The organism is Planktothrix sp. (assembly GCF_046067725.1).
Lineage (GTDB): Bacteria > Cyanobacteriota > Cyanobacteriia > Cyanobacteriales > Microcoleaceae > Planktothrix.
Map to the genome: position 1 here is coordinate 1 of NZ_JBJUDF010000090.1, position 18,468 is coordinate 18,468.

Annotated in this window: 19 protein-coding genes and 1 pseudogene; 9 read left to right on the forward strand and 11 right to left on the reverse strand. The window is 37.9% G+C overall.

Features of this window, described 5'->3' with window-relative positions; translation table 11 throughout:
• The 3 genes and pseudogenes from ACKPEB_RS05165 to ACKPEB_RS05175 form a co-directional block, all read left to right on the forward strand.
• Window positions 1-175: pseudogene (locus ACKPEB_RS05165) on the forward strand (photosystem II D2 protein (photosystem q(a) protein)); the annotation flags it as partial.
• 229 nt (window positions 176-404) lie between these two features.
• On the forward strand, window positions 405-1,466 hold the full coding sequence (locus ACKPEB_RS05170; protein WP_408963767.1) for a ParA family protein: 1,062 nt from the start codon (window positions 405-407) through the stop codon (window positions 1,464-1,466).
• Entirely contained in the window at window positions 1,450-2,199 is a 750-nt protein-coding gene (locus tag ACKPEB_RS05175; RefSeq protein WP_408963768.1) for a HEPN domain-containing protein, read from the forward strand. The genes ACKPEB_RS05170 and ACKPEB_RS05175 overlap by 17 nt, the downstream gene beginning before the upstream one ends.
• A gap of 67 nt (window positions 2,200-2,266) precedes the next feature.
• On the opposite strand, the gene ACKPEB_RS05180 is transcribed toward ACKPEB_RS05175, so the two are convergent.
• Window positions 2,267-2,782, reverse strand: coding sequence for a DUF1499 domain-containing protein (locus tag ACKPEB_RS05180; protein ID WP_408963769.1), 516 nt, complete (start codon window positions 2,780-2,782; stop codon window positions 2,267-2,269).
• A 120-nt stretch (window positions 2,783-2,902) separates the two neighbouring features.
• On the opposite strand from ACKPEB_RS05180, the gene ACKPEB_RS05185 reads away from it, so the two are divergent.
• Window positions 2,903-3,370, forward strand: coding sequence for a CBS domain-containing protein (locus ACKPEB_RS05185; RefSeq protein ID WP_408963770.1), 468 nt, complete (start codon window positions 2,903-2,905; stop codon window positions 3,368-3,370).
• Window positions 3,371-3,705: 335 nt separating this feature from the next.
• Window positions 3,706-4,488: an MBL fold metallo-hydrolase gene (locus tag ACKPEB_RS05190; RefSeq protein ID WP_408963771.1), complete on the forward strand. Its 783-nt coding sequence runs from the start codon at window positions 3,706-3,708 to the stop codon at window positions 4,486-4,488.
• A 99-nt stretch (window positions 4,489-4,587) separates the two neighbouring features.
• On the opposite strand, the gene ACKPEB_RS05195 is transcribed toward ACKPEB_RS05190, so the two are convergent.
• The 3 genes from ACKPEB_RS05195 to ACKPEB_RS05205 all read right to left on the reverse strand — a co-directional run bounded on the left by ACKPEB_RS05195 (window position 4,588) and on the right by ACKPEB_RS05205 (window position 7,240).
• Window positions 4,588-4,806 carry a hypothetical protein gene (locus ACKPEB_RS05195; protein WP_408963772.1) on the reverse strand — a complete coding sequence of 73 codons (219 nt, stop codon included), beginning with the start codon at window positions 4,804-4,806 and terminating at the stop codon, window positions 4,588-4,590.
• Between the two features lie 258 nt (window positions 4,807-5,064).
• On the reverse strand, window positions 5,065-5,814 hold the full coding sequence (locus ACKPEB_RS05200) for an amino acid ABC transporter ATP-binding protein (RefSeq protein WP_408963785.1): 750 nt from the start codon (window positions 5,812-5,814) through the stop codon (window positions 5,065-5,067).
• A complete protein-coding gene (locus ACKPEB_RS05205) occupies window positions 5,792-7,240 on the reverse strand; it encodes an ABC transporter substrate-binding protein/permease (protein ID WP_408963773.1) in 1,449 nt (482 codons plus the stop codon). The genes ACKPEB_RS05200 and ACKPEB_RS05205 overlap by 23 nt, the downstream gene beginning before the upstream one ends.
• Window positions 7,241-7,579: 339 nt before the next feature.
• Here ACKPEB_RS05205 and cysC point away from each other — a divergent pair, with 339 nt between their 5' ends.
• The 4 genes from cysC (at window position 7,580) to ACKPEB_RS05225 (ending at window position 10,049) form a co-directional block, all read left to right on the forward strand.
• Window positions 7,580-8,116, forward strand: a complete 537-nt coding sequence (gene cysC / locus ACKPEB_RS05210; RefSeq protein ID WP_408963774.1) for an adenylyl-sulfate kinase — start codon at window positions 7,580-7,582, stop codon at window positions 8,114-8,116.
• A 62-nt stretch (window positions 8,117-8,178) separates the two neighbouring features.
• Window positions 8,179-8,970, forward strand: coding sequence for a DsbA family protein (locus ACKPEB_RS05215; protein WP_408963775.1), 792 nt, complete (start codon window positions 8,179-8,181; stop codon window positions 8,968-8,970).
• Window positions 8,971-9,023: 53 nt separating this feature from the next.
• Window positions 9,024-9,683, forward strand: a complete 660-nt coding sequence (locus ACKPEB_RS05220) for a lysophospholipid acyltransferase family protein (protein ID WP_408963776.1) — start codon at window positions 9,024-9,026, stop codon at window positions 9,681-9,683.
• A 63-nt stretch (window positions 9,684-9,746) separates the two neighbouring features.
• The gene (locus tag ACKPEB_RS05225) at window positions 9,747-10,049 is read left to right on the forward strand and encodes a DUF2288 domain-containing protein (RefSeq protein WP_408963777.1); all 303 of its coding nucleotides are present in this window, start codon (window positions 9,747-9,749) and stop codon (window positions 10,047-10,049) included.
• 1 nt (window position 10,050) lies between these two features.
• On the opposite strand, the gene ACKPEB_RS05230 is transcribed toward ACKPEB_RS05225, so the two are convergent.
• The 7 genes from ACKPEB_RS05230 to ACKPEB_RS05260 all read right to left on the reverse strand — a co-directional run bounded on the left by ACKPEB_RS05230 (window position 10,051) and on the right by ACKPEB_RS05260 (window position 18,319).
• Window positions 10,051-10,770 carry a phosphorylase gene (locus ACKPEB_RS05230; RefSeq protein WP_408963778.1) on the reverse strand — a complete coding sequence of 240 codons (720 nt, stop codon included), beginning with the start codon at window positions 10,768-10,770 and terminating at the stop codon, window positions 10,051-10,053.
• Between the two features lie 64 nt (window positions 10,771-10,834).
• A complete protein-coding gene (locus ACKPEB_RS05235; RefSeq protein WP_408963779.1) occupies window positions 10,835-11,011 on the reverse strand; it encodes a hypothetical protein in 177 nt (58 codons plus the stop codon).
• A gap of 176 nt (window positions 11,012-11,187) precedes the next feature.
• On the reverse strand, window positions 11,188-14,751 hold the full coding sequence (locus ACKPEB_RS05240) for a PAS domain S-box protein (RefSeq protein ID WP_408963780.1): 3,564 nt from the start codon (window positions 14,749-14,751) through the stop codon (window positions 11,188-11,190).
• A 28-nt stretch (window positions 14,752-14,779) separates the two neighbouring features.
• Window positions 14,780-15,103: a circadian clock KaiB family protein gene (locus ACKPEB_RS05245; RefSeq protein ID WP_408963781.1), complete on the reverse strand. Its 324-nt coding sequence runs from the start codon at window positions 15,101-15,103 to the stop codon at window positions 14,780-14,782.
• 27 nt (window positions 15,104-15,130) lie between these two features.
• Window positions 15,131-15,457, reverse strand: coding sequence for a circadian clock KaiB family protein (locus tag ACKPEB_RS05250; RefSeq protein ID WP_408963782.1), 327 nt, complete (start codon window positions 15,455-15,457; stop codon window positions 15,131-15,133).
• A gap of 237 nt (window positions 15,458-15,694) precedes the next feature.
• The gene (locus ACKPEB_RS05255) at window positions 15,695-16,192 is read right to left on the reverse strand and encodes an Hsp20/alpha crystallin family protein (RefSeq protein WP_408963783.1); all 498 of its coding nucleotides are present in this window, start codon (window positions 16,190-16,192) and stop codon (window positions 15,695-15,697) included.
• Between the two features lie 306 nt (window positions 16,193-16,498).
• A complete protein-coding gene (locus ACKPEB_RS05260; protein ID WP_408963784.1) occupies window positions 16,499-18,319 on the reverse strand; it encodes a response regulator in 1,821 nt (606 codons plus the stop codon).
• Between the last annotated feature and the right edge of the window lie 149 nt (window positions 18,320-18,468).

Sequence of the window (18,468 nt, forward strand, 5' to 3'; positions counted from 1 at the left end):
TTATGATTTCGTCTCCCAAGAATTACGGGCGGCTGAAGATCCTGAGTTTGAAACGTTCTATACCAAGAACATTCTGTTAAATGAAGGTCTGCGGGCTTGGATGGCTCCTGCGGATCAACCCCACGAAAACTTTATTTTCCCTGAAGAAGTTCTACCTCGTGGTAACGCTCTGTAATTAGAAGTTCTAACTTTAATTACTAGCGATTGTTTAAAAACACCCGATGAATTTAAAAACCTCCTACAAATTCTGTGGGAGGTTTTATTATTGGAATTGATTTGAACCCATAGTCTGCACTTTTTAACAATAGGTAAAGGAGGCTTTAGGATAACAAAAATTGACATGAAACATAAGTTTAATCTATAATATAGATATTATTATGTTAACTCTAAGGTTAATTACAAGAATGGTTCAGAAAATTGCTCTATTTAATCATAAAGGTGGTGTTAGCAAAACAACCACGACCTTTAATCTAGGTTGGATGCTGGCAGAGAAAGGAAAAAAAGTGATCTTAGCTGATACCGATCCTCAGTGTAATCTAACAGGAATGGCATTAGGAGAAGGTACAGAAGAAGGTGAAGAAAGAATAGAACAAATTTATCAGACACAATCTAACATTAAAACAGGTTTAGCTCCTGCATTCGAGTCTCAACCCAAAGCGATTGAAGCTATAAATTGTCTTCCAATAGAAGGTCGAGACGGATTATTTTTGCTTCCGGGTAATGTGGGATTAGCTGAGTATGAAGTCACACTGGGTATTGCACAAGAGTTAAGCGGGTCAATTCAATCGCTTAAAAATTTGCCCGGTTCGATTAATTATTTATTTGAAAGAACGGCTGAAAAGTTTGAGGCTGACTATATTTTAATTGATATGAGTCCCAGTTTAGGAGCAATTAATCAGAATTTATTAATGATCAGCGACTTTTTTATAGTCCCTACAACGACTGACTTTTTCTCGGTGATGGCTATTGATTCTTTATCTAAAGTTTTACCGAAGTGGTATCGTTGGGCTAAATCAGCTAGTGATTTACCAATTTTAAGAGATGCTGATTATCCTTTTCCTGATGTAACATTACGCTTTCTAGGAACAATTATACAAAATTATCAGATTAAAAATGGTCATAAAACAAAGGTTGATGAAAAGTTGATTAAAAGACTTGAGGAAACTGTGAGTTGTAAGCTAGTTCCTATTTTACAAAAAAATAATATGACATTATCGGAGGATGCTTATCAATATCAAGAAATTCAAGATACATTCACTTTACAAAAAATTCCTGATTTCAACAGTTTAATTGCCTTGTCTCAAGAATACCAAACTCCAGGTTATGCTTTAACCAAAGATCAGGTAAACCTAACAGGTTACTTATTCCACCCAAATCAAAATCAGCAAAAAGAATTTAGAGAAATTTTTTCAAACTTAGCCGATAAAGTGATTGGCTTAACCTCCACTTATGCAGTCAGCCATTGATCAATTTCGGATTAGTATAAGTCGTGTAAGAGATTTAATTGCTTTGCATAATTCTATCAAAGCTCAAGCGACTAATGTTTTAGATGTTTCAGATATTTTAAGATCTGCTTTAGTTTTAGCGGTGAGTGCATTAGATTATTATGTTCATGAAGTTGTCACGTTAGGAATGTTAGAAATTTATCGAGGTCAACGTCCTGAACCCAGAGTTACTGTGAATACAACTCAATCTGCCTTCGCTCGTTTTCAAATCTCATTAGGTACAGCACGGCAAGATAGAATTCTAGCTCTTGATATTGAATCCTGGTTAGAAGATGAAGTACAACAAATGCAGGGTGAGGAATTTTTGCAACAACCTCAAACCCTGGCTCATTTAATTCCTTTAATTTCTAATAGTCTTTTAAATAAACTGAATAATATTTCATTTTTAGAAAATGAGATTAGAGAAAAATTAAGTTATAAAAGTTTTCAGGAACCTGATAAAATTGCTGAGGCAATTCGGTTAATTTCTGATAAAAAATTATGGGATGAAGTAGCTACTAGAATGGGAAGAGAAACGCCAGATATTAAACAAGAGTTGAAGGCGATTATTAATCGAAGAAATAAAATTGCTCATGAAGCTGATATAAATCCAACCTTCAATATTGGTGAACGTTGGTCTATTGATCAAAACCAAGTCAATGATGCTATTACCTTCATTGAGCAAGTGGTTGAGAGTATAGACCAAATTTTATAACAAGATGCTAAGATTAGCGATTGCGTGAAGCGCAGGATGACGCAGGGCTTTGCTAACGTGCAGTTTTTTAAAGATCAAATTCTGCTCGAATCGCTTCAATGCGTTTACGATTTACTCCTAAATCTGATTCTCCTAACCGTGAAGCCGAACGAACTTGAATTAAATTTTCTGGTTCATCTAAATAAAATTCTACATCATCGACAAATCCCATAATCGGCGAGGTAAATTCAGCATAAATATAATCCGGTTCCGCCGTAATAATAGCAGCATTTTCTGTATTTTCAAGAATTGTTTTAATTTGTTCAAATGCTAGTTTAGGATCATTTTGAACGGTAAAAGGTTCAATTTGATGCTGGGGATCGATACTTTGACTGGAAACACAATTGGGAGTATTGGGACAAGGAGCTAATTTACCTTGTTCAACGCCCAGGTTGGTCGGTCGAGTTCCTGAAAAAGAAAATAAACTGGCAATGACCGCAGACCCAGAGGAAATTGAGGCGGAGGCAGTTGGGACAAACCCGAATAAACTGATCCCAAATATTACCCCTGTTAACAATAAAGCAAAAGATTGACGCTTCAACATAGACAAAACTGATTGTTTCATGGAAGATTAAGATTTGGATCTGCTCCCTGATTCTACCAACAGATCTAATAACTGATATGATCAACAGTACAGAAGTTTATCAATCAAAGACTGGAAATCATGCCGAAAACTGTTGCTGAGGTGATGACCCCGAATCCGATTCTGGCCAAGCCTGAAATGCCACTTAGAGAAGCTCTTCAACTCATGGTGGACAGACATATTGGTTGTTTACCTGTGGTGAATGAATCCGGTCATTTGGTGGGGATTATCTCTGGAACAGACTTGATGTGGCAGGAAAGCGGTGTAACTCCACCTGCCTATATTACGTTTCTCGATAGTGTGATTTACCTAGAAAACTTTTCCCGGTATGAACAGGAATTACACAAAGCTTTAGGTCAAACTGTCGGAGAAGTGATGACTCCGGCTCCAATTATCAGTATTACTCCTGATAAATCTTTGTCTGATGCTGCCCGATTATTTAATGAAAAGCGGATTCATCGTTTGCCTGTGGTGGATGAATCGGGTAAAGTGATTGGAATTCTCACCTGTGGAGATATTATGCGGGTAATGGCAACGGCACAGGGTTGAACGATTGCTTAGAAAATTCATCAATCTGACAGCAAATTTAGGGCAAATTCTATATAGATGAAATCCTGAAATTGATACTACAGATAATCAGATAATCGCCTAAACCCCAAGTAGAGACGCGCCATGGCGCGTCTCTACAGAGGACTGTAACAACATTACAATAATTTAATAACCGAATTACCGAATTTTTAGAGATTTAATGATCAGGATAAATTGAACAGGTTTTAAAGGAAAAGCGATCGCACTATGTTTCAACAAGATATTGCTAATTTTATCCCCTAACCTAACTTAAACTAAGCTATCATAAGAGGAATGATGTGATCGAATCAACCTCTATGTATTTCACTTGGCTCGATAGTAATTCTTGGTTACTGGAAATCAACGGAAAAAGCATTTTGATAGACCCTTGGTTAGTGGGTGCATTAACATTTGGGAATATGAATTGGTTGTTTAAAGGGGAAAGACGAAACCCTAGACCCATTCCACCCAAAATTGACTTAATTTTATTATCTCAGGGATTAGAAGATCATGCTCATCCCGAAACTTTAAAACAACTGAATAAAAATATCCCCGTTGTGGGTTCTCCCAATGCGGCAAAAGTCGCCCAAGGGTTGGGATATACTCAAGTTATCGCCTTAGAACATGGAAAGAGTTATTCCTTAGAAAATCAGATTGAAATTAAGGCTCTTCCCGGTTCTCCCATTGGCCCTACGCTGGTTGAAAATGCTTATTTTTTGAAAGATTTAAAAACTGGTAATACCCTTTATTATGAACCTCATGGCTATCATGCTCCTGAGTTAAAACAAATGGCTGCCATTGATGTTGTCATTACCCCGTTAATTAATATTAATTTACCGTTAGTCGGGTCGATTATTCGGGGACAAGAAACAGCATTAGACTTAGCAAAATTAGTTCATCCTCAAGTGATTTTACCAACAGCAGCAGCCGGAGATGTGGTTTATGAAGGGTTGTTAGTCAGTTTATTAAAAACCAGTGGCAATCTTGAGGATTTTCGGTCTATGTTAGCTCGAGAAAATCTATCAACACGGGTACTTAACCCTAAACCTGGAGAACGCTTTGAAGTTTCCTTAGAACAGCGTTCTGTTAGTGTGGTTTAATCATCCTAAAATCCAAACTAATTCCCCTCCTCAACCTGAGAAGGGGGCTAAGTTTAGGTGTTCAAATTGATCAGAAAAAATCAAACAGCCTTGTAGATTCTAATAGGCTAAGGTTTCTAAGGTTTCCCGTAAGTATAAACTTACTAATTGATCTAAATTGTGAGTCGGTTCAATGAGGTTTAAATGGCGTTCTAATTGCCAGCGTTGGAAACCGGAACTAGATGCGATCGCTGTTTTCAAATTTTGCCAGATTTGAGAATCTTCACCCCATTGATTTGCAGCGAAAGCGGTATTATCTTGAAGGGTTGAATGTGCCATCGTTCTGTACCTCATTAACAACAGGATCTACTAAGCGTGAAAAATTCTGTCATCCATGATACAGATTATCAATAAAACTGAGAATTACCAGTTTCATGAGGAATCAAAATTCAGGAAGACAGAAACCCATGTAACATTAGTTAATATTACACAAATTTTGCCAATTTGGGTCAACAAATGTTGATATAGTGCTAGGGAACAGTGAACAGGGAACAGGGAACAGTTTAACCGTAAGTATTTTTCTCTTCCTTGTTCCGTTTAAAGCATTTTTTCTAAGAATTGCTTTGCTCGTTCAGATTGAGGATTTTTAAAGAATTCTTCCGGGGGAGAATCTTCTGCCAGTAACCCACTATCGAGAAATAAAATTCGGTTAGAGACTTCTTTAGCAAATCCCATTTCATGGGTGACAATTGCCATTGTAATTCCGGTTTCTGCTAATCCTTTTATAACATCTAATACCTCTTTTACCATTTCAGGATCAAGGGCAGAGGTGGGTTCATCCATTAATAAAATATCCGGCTGCATCGCCATCGTTCGAGCGATCGCAACTCGTTGTTTTTGTCCCCCTGAAAGTCGAGAGGGATAAACCTCTGCTTTATCCGCCATTCCGACTTTTTGTAATAACTCCATTCCGAATGCTTTTGCGGCAGTTTCTCCCATTTTTTTAACTTTAATGGGTGCGTAACTAACATTTTGTAAAACCGTTAAATGGGGAAATAAATTAAAGTGTTGAAACACCATTCCCACACGCTGACGAATTTTTAATATTTCAGCTTTAGGGTCAGTAATCTCAATTCCATCAATAAAAATATGCCCGGATGTCGGGGTTTCCAGAAGGTTTAAACAGCGTAAAAACGTCGATTTACCACATCCTGACGGCCCAATAATAGAAACCACTTGTCCTTTTTGAATTTCCGTTGAAATTCCCCGTAAAACTTTTAAGTCTCCAAAAGATTTATACAAACGGTCAACTTTAACCGCCGTATTAACTGCTTCGTTTGAGTTGATATTCAAGTTGATTTGCTCCCCAAGTTAAGGTCATTATCATCAGATAATAAATCACAGCTACAAAAATTAAAGGCTCAAAGTAAATATACTTTTCCGCCCCGACAATTTGAGCACGACGTAACAGATCTTCAACGCCAATAACCGATACTAACGTTGAATCTTTCAACAGGTTAATACTTTCATTGACCAAGGCGGGAAGAATATTTCTTAAAGCTTGAGGTAAAATAATATCTAACATCATTAGTTGATATTGTATCCCCAAGGCTTCACAAGCTTCTTTTTGTCCCTTATCAACCGCTTGAATTCCGGCCCGAATGGTTTCTGAAATATAAGCCCCAGAATTGAGTGAAAAGGTTAATATTCCGGCTTGAAAGGCGGTAATATCATATCCAGTAAGTTGGGGGGTAGCAAAATAAATTAACGTTAATTGTACCAGTAGGGGTGTACCTCGAAAAATCGAGGTGTAACCTTGGGAAAAAATATTTAAAAGCTTAAGGGTTGAAATCTTAAATAAAGCCAGAATGGTTCCCCAAAGAAAGCCAAAAAAAGCAGAAACTAAACTAAACTGTAACGTAATAAAAATCCCGGCTAAAATATAAGGAAGATTCGAGTAAATTTTATTAAAATCGAGTTTTAATCCAGTTCCATGAGGCACTTCAGGGGTTTCAGTTGTGACCACTGGACGATCAAACCATTTCTGTGCGAGTTGCTCAATTTTACCACTGGCTTTCATCTCTTGAATTACTTGATTAAACGGTTGAACCCAGGGTGATCCTTTAGGAAATGCGATCGCTGATCCAGCCGCTTCTGTATTAGGAACTTCATGATAAATTAACCCTGGATTTCCGGCAATATAACCTTTAACAATGGTATTTTCTAACACCCCAGCATCTAGTCGTTTTGATTTTAATTCCTGAATAATATCACTGGTTTTATTCAAGGGAACCACAATCACATCGGGCCAATTCTTAACGGCTTCCTGCTGAATAGAACCGAGTTGAACACCGACTTTTTTTCCCTTTAACTGTTCAATTGTTTGGTAATTTTGATCTTGAAAACTAACAATTGTGTTTTTAGCTTCAAAATAAATATCCGAAAATTCAACATTTTTTTGACGTTCAGGAGTGGGGGTCATACCTGCCATGACAAAATCTGCCCGTTTAGCCGTTAATGCCGGAATTAAACCGTTAAAATCCATGCCAATGACGGTCAGATTGTAGCCTAATTTGTTGGTAATATACTCGGCAATCTCTACATCAAAACCAACAATTTTTTCCCCACTGGTAGCAGTATCTTTAAATTCATAGGGGGGATAATCTGGAGAAGTCGCCATAACTAAGGTTTTTGTTGTTCCAGATGGGTTGTCTTGAGCAAAAATCCGGGTAGGGTGTCCGATCACCATTCCCCAAATTAAACCAACGATCACAACCAAAAACAACAAAAACCTAAAGGGTTTTGTTACCATCATCCCTCTGTTGAATTGATGAAATATACTTATTCTGATTGGTTTTAATTTCACGATACAGCCTCAAAAAAATCTGTAACATTTGATCAGTTTTTTCAATTTTGTGGCAATTGACATCCCTGATACGAGAAACGCAATACTAATTTTCGTTAAAAAGTTTAGGAAAAATTTCCCGCCAATAAAGCCCCGATCAAAACTGAATTTGTGATCAAGTTTAATTTTGAGTTGACTGGTGTTCCAATTGTCACTTACGATAATTCATGAGATATCTAGCCTAATAGAACGGGAGACCAATCGTTAATGCAGCATCGAGGTGTAACAGTATGGTTTACAGGCTTGAGTGGTGCGGGAAAAACCACCATTAGCGGAGCGATCGCACAGATCCTCAAAGAAAAACAATGTAAACTAGAAATTTTAGATGGAGATATTGTTCGGGAAAACCTCACCAAAGGTTTAGGATTCAGTAAAGCTGATCGAGATGAAAATATCCGTCGGATCGGCTTTGTCGCCCATTTATTAACCCGCAATGGCGTGATTGTTTTGGTTTCGGCGATTTCTCCCTATCGAGAAATTCGCGAAGAAGTGCGTGAGAAAATTGGGGATTTTGTAGAAGTTTATGTTAATGCACCCTTAACGGTTTGTGAAGATCGAGATGTCAAAGGGTTGTATAAAAAAGCAAGAGCCGGAGAAATTAAAGGCTTTACAGGAATTGACGATCCTTATGAACCGCCAACAAACCCAGAAATTGAATGTAATACCGATCAAGAAGATTTATCCGAAAGTATTACGAAAGTGATGCAGAAACTCGCTGAGTTAGGCTATATTTCACACGAATAGCAGTGAATCTGCTATTGACAATGGACGGCTTTGATCAAAAAAATCGATTGGGTAATAGGATTATGAACATCTCTTGGTTAAAACAACAGCTTGATCGCTGGTCACGATTTTGGATCAGCACCGTTTTGATGGTTGCGATCACTTTGACGAGTTGTTCACAATCAGCCCAGTCGGATCAAGTTAAAGTGAGTCCAGAACTGGAAAAACAAATCCTCCAGGTGATTCGAGATCATCCAGAAGTGATTTTAGAGTCAGTTCAAGCTTATCAACAGCAACAGGATGGTCAACTGCAACAGGCGCGACAAACGTTCCTAGAGCAGATGAAAACCAATCCTAAAGCTATTATTGGAAGCTCTCCCGCCACCGGTGCATCAACTCAAGATATTGTTTTGGTTGAGTTTTCTGACTTTCAATGTCCCTTCTGTGCCCGTGCTCACCAAACCATCCAGCAGTTCATGAAAGTCCATCAAGATCAGGTGACATTGGTTTATAAGCATTTTCCCTTAACTCAGATCCATCCTGAAGCGTTAAATGCTGCGAAAGCGTCCTGGGCGGCTCAACAACAAGGAAAATTCTGGGAATATCAAAATGCCTTGTTTACTCAACAAGATCAATTAGGGGAAGAGTTGTATCTTGCGATCGCTAAACAGTTAAACTTGAATCTCGATCAATTTAACCAGGATCGACAAAGCCAGAAGGCTCAAGCTGCCATTGAAGAAGATATTCAATTAGCCGAAAGCTTAGGGATTTCAGGAACACCATTTTTTGTGATGAATGGTGAAACTTTCTCCGGCGCTGTGGAATTATCCAAAATGGAAGAAGTCTTAGCCGCGGTCAAAGCGTCCAAAGGCTAGAATAATTAACCGATCAGCCGATCTTTGCGAAACGAACTATTTAAACCCCAAGCGTGAATCAAGAATTTTCATCTGTTGTGAGAAGTCGTGAACCCCTATCCAGTTTGATTCTCTATCACTTGTTTAAGTGGTCAGTGGTCAGCCCGATGCTGCATCTGTATTTTCAAGGTCGGATTTATAATGCGGATCGAGTACCCCTGGCTGGGCCGTTGGTGGTGGTCAGTAACCATGCGAGTGATTTTGATCCTCCTCTGCTTTCAAGCTGCATGGGGCGTCCGGTTTCTTATATGGCTAAAGAAGAATTATTTCAAGTTCCGATCTTGAAACAGGCGATTTCCTTGTACGGAGCATATCCGGTCAAACGCGGTTCACCGGATCGCAGTGCCATTCGGGCGGCTTTACAACAGTTAGAACAAGGTTGGGCAACGGGGGTGTTTTTACAAGGAACTCGTACCCTTGATGGCCGCATTACAGATCCAAAATTAGGGGCGGCGTTAATTGCAGCGAAAGCGAAGGTTCCGTTATTACCTGTGTGTTTATGGGGAACCCACGCAATTGTGAAGAAAGGTTCCTATCTCCCTCGACCTGTCCCAGTAACAGTTCGGGTCGGTCATTTGATTGAACCACCCAATTCGACGGATCGAGAAGAATTATTAGCCTTAACTCAGAAATGTGCAGATGAAATTAATGCACTCCACGATTTAGGACGTTAATCAATTATCAGTTATCAGTAATTCGTAATTCGTAATTCGTAATTCATCAACAATTCTATTTTTATGGAAACTGAATCTTTAAGAGAGCAATTAACGGAAAACCTGGACGAAGCGGAATGGGATTGGTTAACCCCCCATGTTGAACGAGAAGTGGTGATTATTGTTGAATCTCAACTGGATTTATTAACTGTTGGTGAAGCGATCGCGTTAGATCAAGCAAATTCAGTACAACATTGGATTAGTGAACAATTAATTCATAAACCGTCTCCAGAGCAAGTTTCTGAGTGGAATAATCAGCCTAAAAAACGATTTCAAGCGTTAATTGTGCAACCGTTTGTTTTAGTCCAAGAGTTAGCGGTGAGTTAATTTAAACGAACTTTAATCGCCGTAATTTTTGAGTAATCTGTTGCAAGGTTTGAAGACTTTTTAAGCCATTGCGAACCAATGTGAAGGCTTCCCTGGGATGTTGCAGCATCACCTTGATGAAGGGGAATGTTTGTAAATTTCCCTGGGAATCGATCACCGTCGTTAAATCCGGTAAATTCTGGGAGCAATCATCACTCACCACCCGCACCATTGCGACTTTAATTCCTACTTTTGTTAATAGTTCTAATAGGACTCTACCTTCCATATCCACCGCTTCAACGTCATATTGTTGGCTTAATTGTTGTTTTTGGTAGGCGGTTGTGATCACTTGTTTGCTAGTTAATCCCCGAACGAGATGGGAGGGAATTAAATTCTGATGTAAGCTCAGAGTTAAATCAAGATCGCAAGCCCAAACATTTTCTTGGGGATTTTGACTGAAAGTTTCAGAAATCGGCTCTAAACAGTGTTGATAAACCACAACATCTCCGACGTTTAAATGGGGAGATAAACCTCCACATAATCCCAGAACTAAAACTTGGATTGAAGACAGACTTTTAACGGCTTCAGACTCTAGCCATTGCTGTAAATAAAGGGTTAAATACTCAGAACCTATGGGAATAGGTACAACTTGAATTTTTGAGGATGCAATTGGTTTTAATCCTCCCACGACGGCTTTATACTCTTGACCTTGGGGAACTAGAATAACATTAAATGGCTGCATCCTTCACCTGAATTATTAAGCGTGTTACTAGGGATTTAAACCGGCTGTTATTTTACGATTGAAATTAGACCAAGGCTAATGTTTTAACCGTTTTTTCAAGGGATTGGGTATAGTTGAGAATCAATGCTTGAGTTGGAGTCAAATCAGGCATTTCTTGCCAACAGTGGCGACAACGCCAAAAAAGATGACCGCGATTAAAGTGTCGCAACATCGGAGAAGAACAACAAGGACAGTTTGGCATAAACGTTTGTTAAACCTTATTCAAATTGTGACCGAATGACCCGGCTTAGGGGTTCGTTTTAAAAACAGGATTAAAATGTTGATTTGAAAGTAAAAAATAAACTTGAAGAAGTTTTGAAGATCGGCTAGATTTTCAAAAACTTAATAAATCTATATATTTTGAATGAAAAATAAGATTTAAGCGAGATGTTCAAAGGTTTTTGCAAAAATACACACCTGATTTCGTCCCTGTTGTTTAGCTTGGTACAAAGCAGCATCTGCCGCTCGCAGAAGAGACTCAGCCGTTAAACCTTGGGTGGGAAAAATAGCTAATCCTAAAGATAAAGTAATTTGACCTAAATCTTGATAATGATGTTGTAGTTTTAAGTGTTGGACTTCTACTCGAATTTTTTCTGCTCTTTCTTGAAGAATTTCCAGAGAAATTTCCGGTAAAATTAAGGTAAATTCCTCACCTCCATAACGGCAAGCAATATCTGATCCGCGAATATACTGTTGTAAAAAACTGCCCAGTTTTTGTAAAACAATATCTCCAGCATCATGACCATAGTTATCATTATAATGTTTAAAATGATCAATGTCAATCATCACCACCCCTAAATTAAATTGTTGACGTTGGGCGCGATTAATTTCTCGTTCTAAAGATTCTTCTAAATAGCGACGATTATATAATCCGGTTAAACTATCTCGAATACTTTGATATTCTAAAGCTTCTCGGAGTTTTAAATTAGCTAAAGCCAAGGCAATATGTTCAGCAACCGATGTGGCTAATCGTTGTTGATCTTCGGAAATTTGCCCCGGTTCATCAGAAGCCAAACATAATAATCCTAACGCATCACCTTGGGCAATCATCGGAACACAAAGATGCTCAACCTTTGGGGGAGAAACAATCCCTAATTCAGATTCAGTTCCAGTCAGGTTCATGATCTCAGTGGAATTAATTAATCTGAGTTGACTTTTATTGTTATGTGATTTTTTAGAAAAATGTTTACATAATAAATGACTTTGATGAGAAGTTGTAAAATGGGGTCTTCCTCGACGTAATGCCCAACAATCTTGGGGCATAAAAATACTTTCACTCAAGCCTTCTACTTGACCCCAACTGGCAACGATTTCCACTAAATTTTTAGAATTTCGAGTTACAAATAAACTACCAGATAAATTAGGAAAAAAAGGTTTTAGTAATTCATTAATAACTTGATACGCTTCTTCCGTTGAATTACAAGCTTGTAAAAATTCACTCATTTGTCCCAGTAATATAGTCTCCCGGTTTCGTTGTTTCAAATCATTCACCCAGCAAGTCAGCTTTTCATTGGCTTCTTGAGCCGCTTCTTGGGTTTGCTTGCGCTCTGTAATATCGCGACAAGTAACCGCCAAACCATCAAACAAAGGAACGACTTGCAGTTGTACCCATTTCGCTTTAATATTCGGATGGCAAACCGCTAATTCTTCCTCAAATCCTTTCCGGGTTTTAAAGCCTCGTAAATACTTATCAAAATATCTAGGTTGTCCCCCCCAAGGAAAAATATCAGCCAATCCTTTACCTAATAAATGTTCTTTACTTTGTAAAATCATTTCTTCCGCTTTAGAATTCATATCAACCAAGACAAAATCGATTAATTTTTCATCTTCATTCCAATCACTTTGTAAGAGAAAAAACGCATCTAAACTGCCATCAATAGCCGCTCTAAATCTCGCTTCTGACTTTTGTAGAGCAACGGTGGCTTTTTGACGTTCAATGGCTTCTTGCTGCAAATCATTAATAGCTTGTGCTAACTCCTGAGTTCGTTGTTCAACTCGGTTTTCTAGTTCTTCATTAATTCGATGTAATTGATTTTCTAAGAGTTTTCGTTCTGCAATTTCTCGAATTAATTCATCATTGGAAGTAGCTAATTGCAAAGTTCGTTCCTGAACTTTAATTTCCAAGTCTTCTTGAGCTTTTTGGATGGCCATTTCAACTTGTTTTCGGTCACTGATATCTCGCATAAAGACGGTTAAAATTCGACCCGTATCTAAAAATAACTCAGAAATAGAAACTTCAGCCGGAAATTCGCTTCCATCTTTACGACGGCCAATCAATTCATTATGTTCTGTAATTTTTTTAACCCAACAATTCCGATGAAAAAAATCCGAATCAGCTTGACATTCTTTTTGATGTAATTTATCAGCAATTAATAAATCAAAAGTCTGGTTGAAGACTTCATTTGCAGTATAACCGAATATTTTTTCTGCTCCTTTATTAAATAAAATAATCTCTTGATTTTCATTAATTGAAATAATGGCATCCTGAGCCATATCCAAAATACCAGCCAAACGTAAACCAGAATCAAGAATTGCTTGTTCAGCTTGTTTCATCTTTGTCATATCTCGATTGATTTTTAAAATCGCAATTGGATTGCCATTCCCATCTTTTTTTAATGACCAGCTACTATGAATAATCACCTGATTTCCTTGAGAATTGCTTTGAATTAGTTCTCCTTCCCATTTGTCTTTTTCAAATAATTCTTGTTGAATTTTATCCCAAGATTCTGAAAATTTAGTTTTTAAAATATTAACTAAGTTTTTACCTAAAACTTCTAATTTAGAATATCCATAAAGTTTTTCTGCACCCTGGCTCCAATAGGTGATATTATTATTCAAATCAACAGCAATAATTCCATCATTAGCCAGATCGAGAAGTTGAGCTTGATCTTGCAAAACTTGTTGAGTTCGAGCTTGTTCTAAGAGTTCTTGTTTTAACCGATTATTTAAAGATTCTAACTCGGTTGTTCGTTCAGAGACTTTAATTTCCAGGTCTTCATTAATCTTTTTTAAGGTTTCTTCCGCCCATTTTCGTTCTGTAATATTGGTTAGAATCACAACACAACCTTTGAGGAAACTATGGGGACTTGAAAGGGGACTCGCGCTCAGTAAAAAGTTGAATTTTTGTCCATCATCTCGCCTAAAGATAACTTCTTGCCCCTGATAAGGATTCCCATTAATCACAGATGCAATGGAAAAAATTGCTTTTTTGTTTGTTTCAAAAACAGATTGATTCTCATGACAGTGGGGTAAAAGTTCAAGGTTAATGATGTCATCGAAGTGAGAAAGCAATAAATTCTTACCTAAAATTTTGTGAGCTTCCTGACTAGCTCGAATAATTTTCCCTTGATGATCACAAACAATAATAGACTCTGCGGCTTGTTCTAACAGTAGTCTAGTTAACCGTTCTTGAGAAATTAGATCTTCATCTCGTTTTTGTTCTGATAAATCCGTAACAATTAAGCATCCCACTTCAACTCCTTTCTGATTTAAGATGCTGATTGAAACATAAACTGGAACTTCAGTTCCATCAGCAGCAATTAAGGTTAATTCCCCCTTTCCTGAACCTAAACTCGCTTTCTGGCATAACGCCTCAAATAGTCTTAAATCAAAAGGGGAAATAAATTGTCTAAAATCAGTACCAATTAATTTTTTTAAAGGCGTTTTAACTAAAGAAGCCAGTCGTTTATTGCAATAGAGTAATAACGTACTATCAGTGGTTAAAGTTGCAGCACCTTCTTTCATCTCTTCGACTAAAAGTCGATAGGAAGAATCAGCACCTTGTAAGGTATAAACTTGTTCTCCTTCTGGGCCTGAAATCACTAAAGCATCGACTTCTCCATTGCTAATAGCACGTAAAGTTTCCTCCGCTATTTCTAATTGGTAACGCAGGTTCTCAATTTGTTGTTTTAATTCTAATTGTGAGGGTTCTAAGTTAACCATAGTTAACTCTAAAATCCGAAAAAAAGGTTTAAAATGATAAATTTAAAGCTATGAGGATTTTTTCCTTTTGAGATAAATCCCCGATAATTCTTTGGAAGGGTAACGGCAGAAGCCGAATCAATGTTGGAACCGCAACAATCGGTTCACCTTGGGTTAATTCCGGCTGTTGATAAACATCAATTACTTCTAAATCATAATGACCTTTCAAGTAAGTTTCACAAACTTGCTTGATATTTTTTAAAGCTAGAATTGACTTTAAATTGGTTCCAGCAATATATAAACGAAGACTGTAATATTTGTCCTCTATACGTTGCTGCGGCTCTTGTATAGGTTGTTTGTGATGAAATCTCATAGCAGGTTTCCTTTTGTTTGGGTTAAATTAAGGGTTCTTGTACTCTTTCCCTTTCCCAAGTTCTAACCCGACTAAAATTTTCTCCGGGTTAGATAAATCTCCAATGATTTGCTTCAAAGGTCGGGGAATTTTACGAACCAATGTTGGAAGAGCAAAAATTTTATCTTGTTGTGCCAATTCAGGATGATCTAATAAATCAATAATTTCAATTCGATATTGACCCTCAAGATACTGTTCACAAATTTTTTTCAAATTGGTGAACGCTGTAATCGCTTTAGGAGTATGTCCAGCAACATACAAACGTAATTCCCAAAACTTGGGTTCATCGGGTTCTAAGTGTTTTGGCTGATCCATGATGGGGTAGCTTCAATCGGTTAAATGATCTTAACTTTCAAGGAAAGTTTCGCTATATTTATTCTAACCGAATCAAACTTAAGCGGGGATCAACACAGATTAACCTATCTAAAACTGATTTTATCGCTGGCAGGATTGGCACAAATTTCAAAATTTATTCAGAATATCGATGGGATCTAATCAACCCATTACAAGGGATTCAATAATGATGTAGACTCTAGGGGTAAATGAAGCCTTTTAAAAATTGGCTTCCTTGAGTTGAGAGAACCTTTGTTCGTTTCTATCACAATAAACTACAATTCCTTGAGTCCGAGGTGAAACATTTTTTTGCTTCGGTAAAGTCAGTCGCAATACATTCTCTTGAAATTCTGCCGTAACAGTTTCAGGATGTACGGCATAAGGTAAAGGAATTAAGCATTGGAATTGTTGGACTGGATAAGTAAAATCGCAATAACCTAAAACTTGAACTTGCTCCATTTGTTCTCCCGCTAAAAAGATTGTTTCAGATGTCACCCGAATTTCTAAATCTTCAGGTCGAAGGCTAGGAATTGAGACTTTTAAAAAAAGATGGGTTGAAGTTTCCTGAATCTTGACACCCTCAACGGGTGTGGTTCCCTCCTGTGCCACCCAAAGGGTCAACAGGGGAAGGCTAGAAGTCGGCTTACCGTTGCCAAACTGTATCCGTTGATACAGATTATTCAGAAACTGCCAAATTTTTAAATTCTCGAAAATCATGGGTTGCTTCTGCTAGAGTGTCCAGAGGAATTCCCGCCATCAAATTAAACAGGAGTCCACTTGATTGCCATTAAATAAAAGTTATCCAGAAAATTTGAAGAAAATTTGAAGTTCTCTCTTGATTGTTGATCAAACACTGTCTGCGATTGAGCAGAGGATTTTTCAACTTAAATGAAATCTAATGAAATCTAAAGTTGGATTTATAGCCTCAATAACAACCATTGATAACCTAAATTCTCCTCTAGTTAGGATGACAAAAATCATCTGATTTGATATTGATTGCCTTAAAGTCAAGCTAACTCATCTTTACTGTGATCGTAGAATCGGTTGCAAACGGCGTAATACTTGAGTTGTTAAGGTTTGCGCTCCCATGGTCTTACTGAGATAGTCGGAAGCTCCCACAGCAAACGCTTGGATAATCAAGGTTTCCTCGGTGTAAGCTGAAAAAAAGATAATGGGAAGATTCCGCCAACGTTGATCGGTTCGTACCGCTTGACAGAGATCGAAACCATTAAAACCCGACATTTGCCAGTCTAAAATTAATAAATCCGGGCGACAATCCAACAGTACCTCCCAAAAATATTCGGGTTTTTCTAGGGTCGTCACAGTGACTCCTGTTGCTTCTAAACAGTTGGCAACATACTTTAAAAGAGTCGGATCATCATCCACAATTAAAACTCGATTTCCTCTTCCCCGTGGAGAATAGAAAAGTACCTCAGTGACAACTTTTAAAATTTCGTAAGCGGGTAAAGGTTTGGGTAAAAATGCCTTGACTCCCAAACGCGCAACACTCACTCGATCCTGTAATGTTTGTTTTCCAGTTAAAATAATGACTGGAATTTGAGGAACCCGATTGCTGAGTTCTATTAATAAACTTAAACCGTCTTCTTGAGGATTGGGAAACATTAAATCGAGTAAAATAATATTCGGAGGATGCTGAGTAATCATTTTGCGAGCAACAGAAAGATCCGTTGCAATTTCCACTCGTAATCCCCAAGCATTGGCTTCAACTCGAATCTGTTCTGCTAAAACTAAATCATCATCTACAATCAAAATTAAGGGAGAATAAGCAACGGGTTCTGAAGCGCAAGGAATTAATACAGTTTTGCGGCTGGCTTCTAAACTGAGAGCCCCGACTAAATCAGAAATGAGTTGAGCTTGGCTAACATCTAACACCGCGTTTTCCAAAAGATGTTCTAATTCCCGCGCCACTTTTGATCCTTCCCCCAGCCCGAATAACCCTAATGATCCGGCTAATTTATGGGCTTCCTGTTGGGCTTTTTGTTGAAGTTCCTGTGTTAATTCCCCTTGCACTAAAGCGGGAGCAATTTGTTCTAAAATTTTAATTTGTTCTGTCACTTTATCCTTGAGATTTTCCCAAACCTTAGCGGTTTTTTCTCTTAAGCGTTGTCGAAAGTTTCCAGAAGCAGCGATTGATGTAGATTCTTTTAAATTGGAAGGCGATCGCAAACGATATCCCAACCCGTGAACCGTTTCAATCGGGTCTGCGCTTCCGGCGGCTTTAAGTTTTTGCCGTAAACATTTGATATGGGTACTAACGGTTTCTTCACCTGGAGATTCAGCAAAATCCCACAATCGATCTAAAATTGCCCTACGGCTAAAAATCCGTTTAGGATTGAGCAGAAAGAGTTCCAGTAAACAATATTCTTTTGACGTTAGATGCACTAAGCGATCGCCACATTTAACCTCATTGTTAATTGGATCAAAACAAAGATTTTCCCAGGTCATGACCGCCGAAGATACCGATTTTCCTCGACGCAACAAAGCCCGAACTCTCGCCATTAATTCATCGGTATTAAAAGGTTTTACAACATAATCATCAGCCCCAGCATCTAATCCAATCACCCGATCTGTACTGCTATCTCTAGCCGTTAACAAGAGAATGGGATTTTGATATCCTTTGATGCGTAGCTGCTTACAAACGCTAATCCCATCTAATTTAGGAATTCCAATATCTAATAGAATTAAGTCATAGACAAAGGTTTCAGCAAGTTCTAAGGTGGTTATCCCATCTGCTGCGGTATAGACACTATATTGATGACTCAGCAAAATCTCACTTAAGGTGGTGCAGGTAAGCGGGTCATCTTCAACCAACAAAATTTTCATGAATATTCCCTCCATTGCTTGCTTTTATCGTTTTTACAGAGCGAATAACTCTAGGGTATTTATTGCACTGCACCCATCCAATCCCTTTTTCAATATAGACAAGGCAAAAGGTGAATCTATTGATCTTAAACATAAATTATTAAAGATTC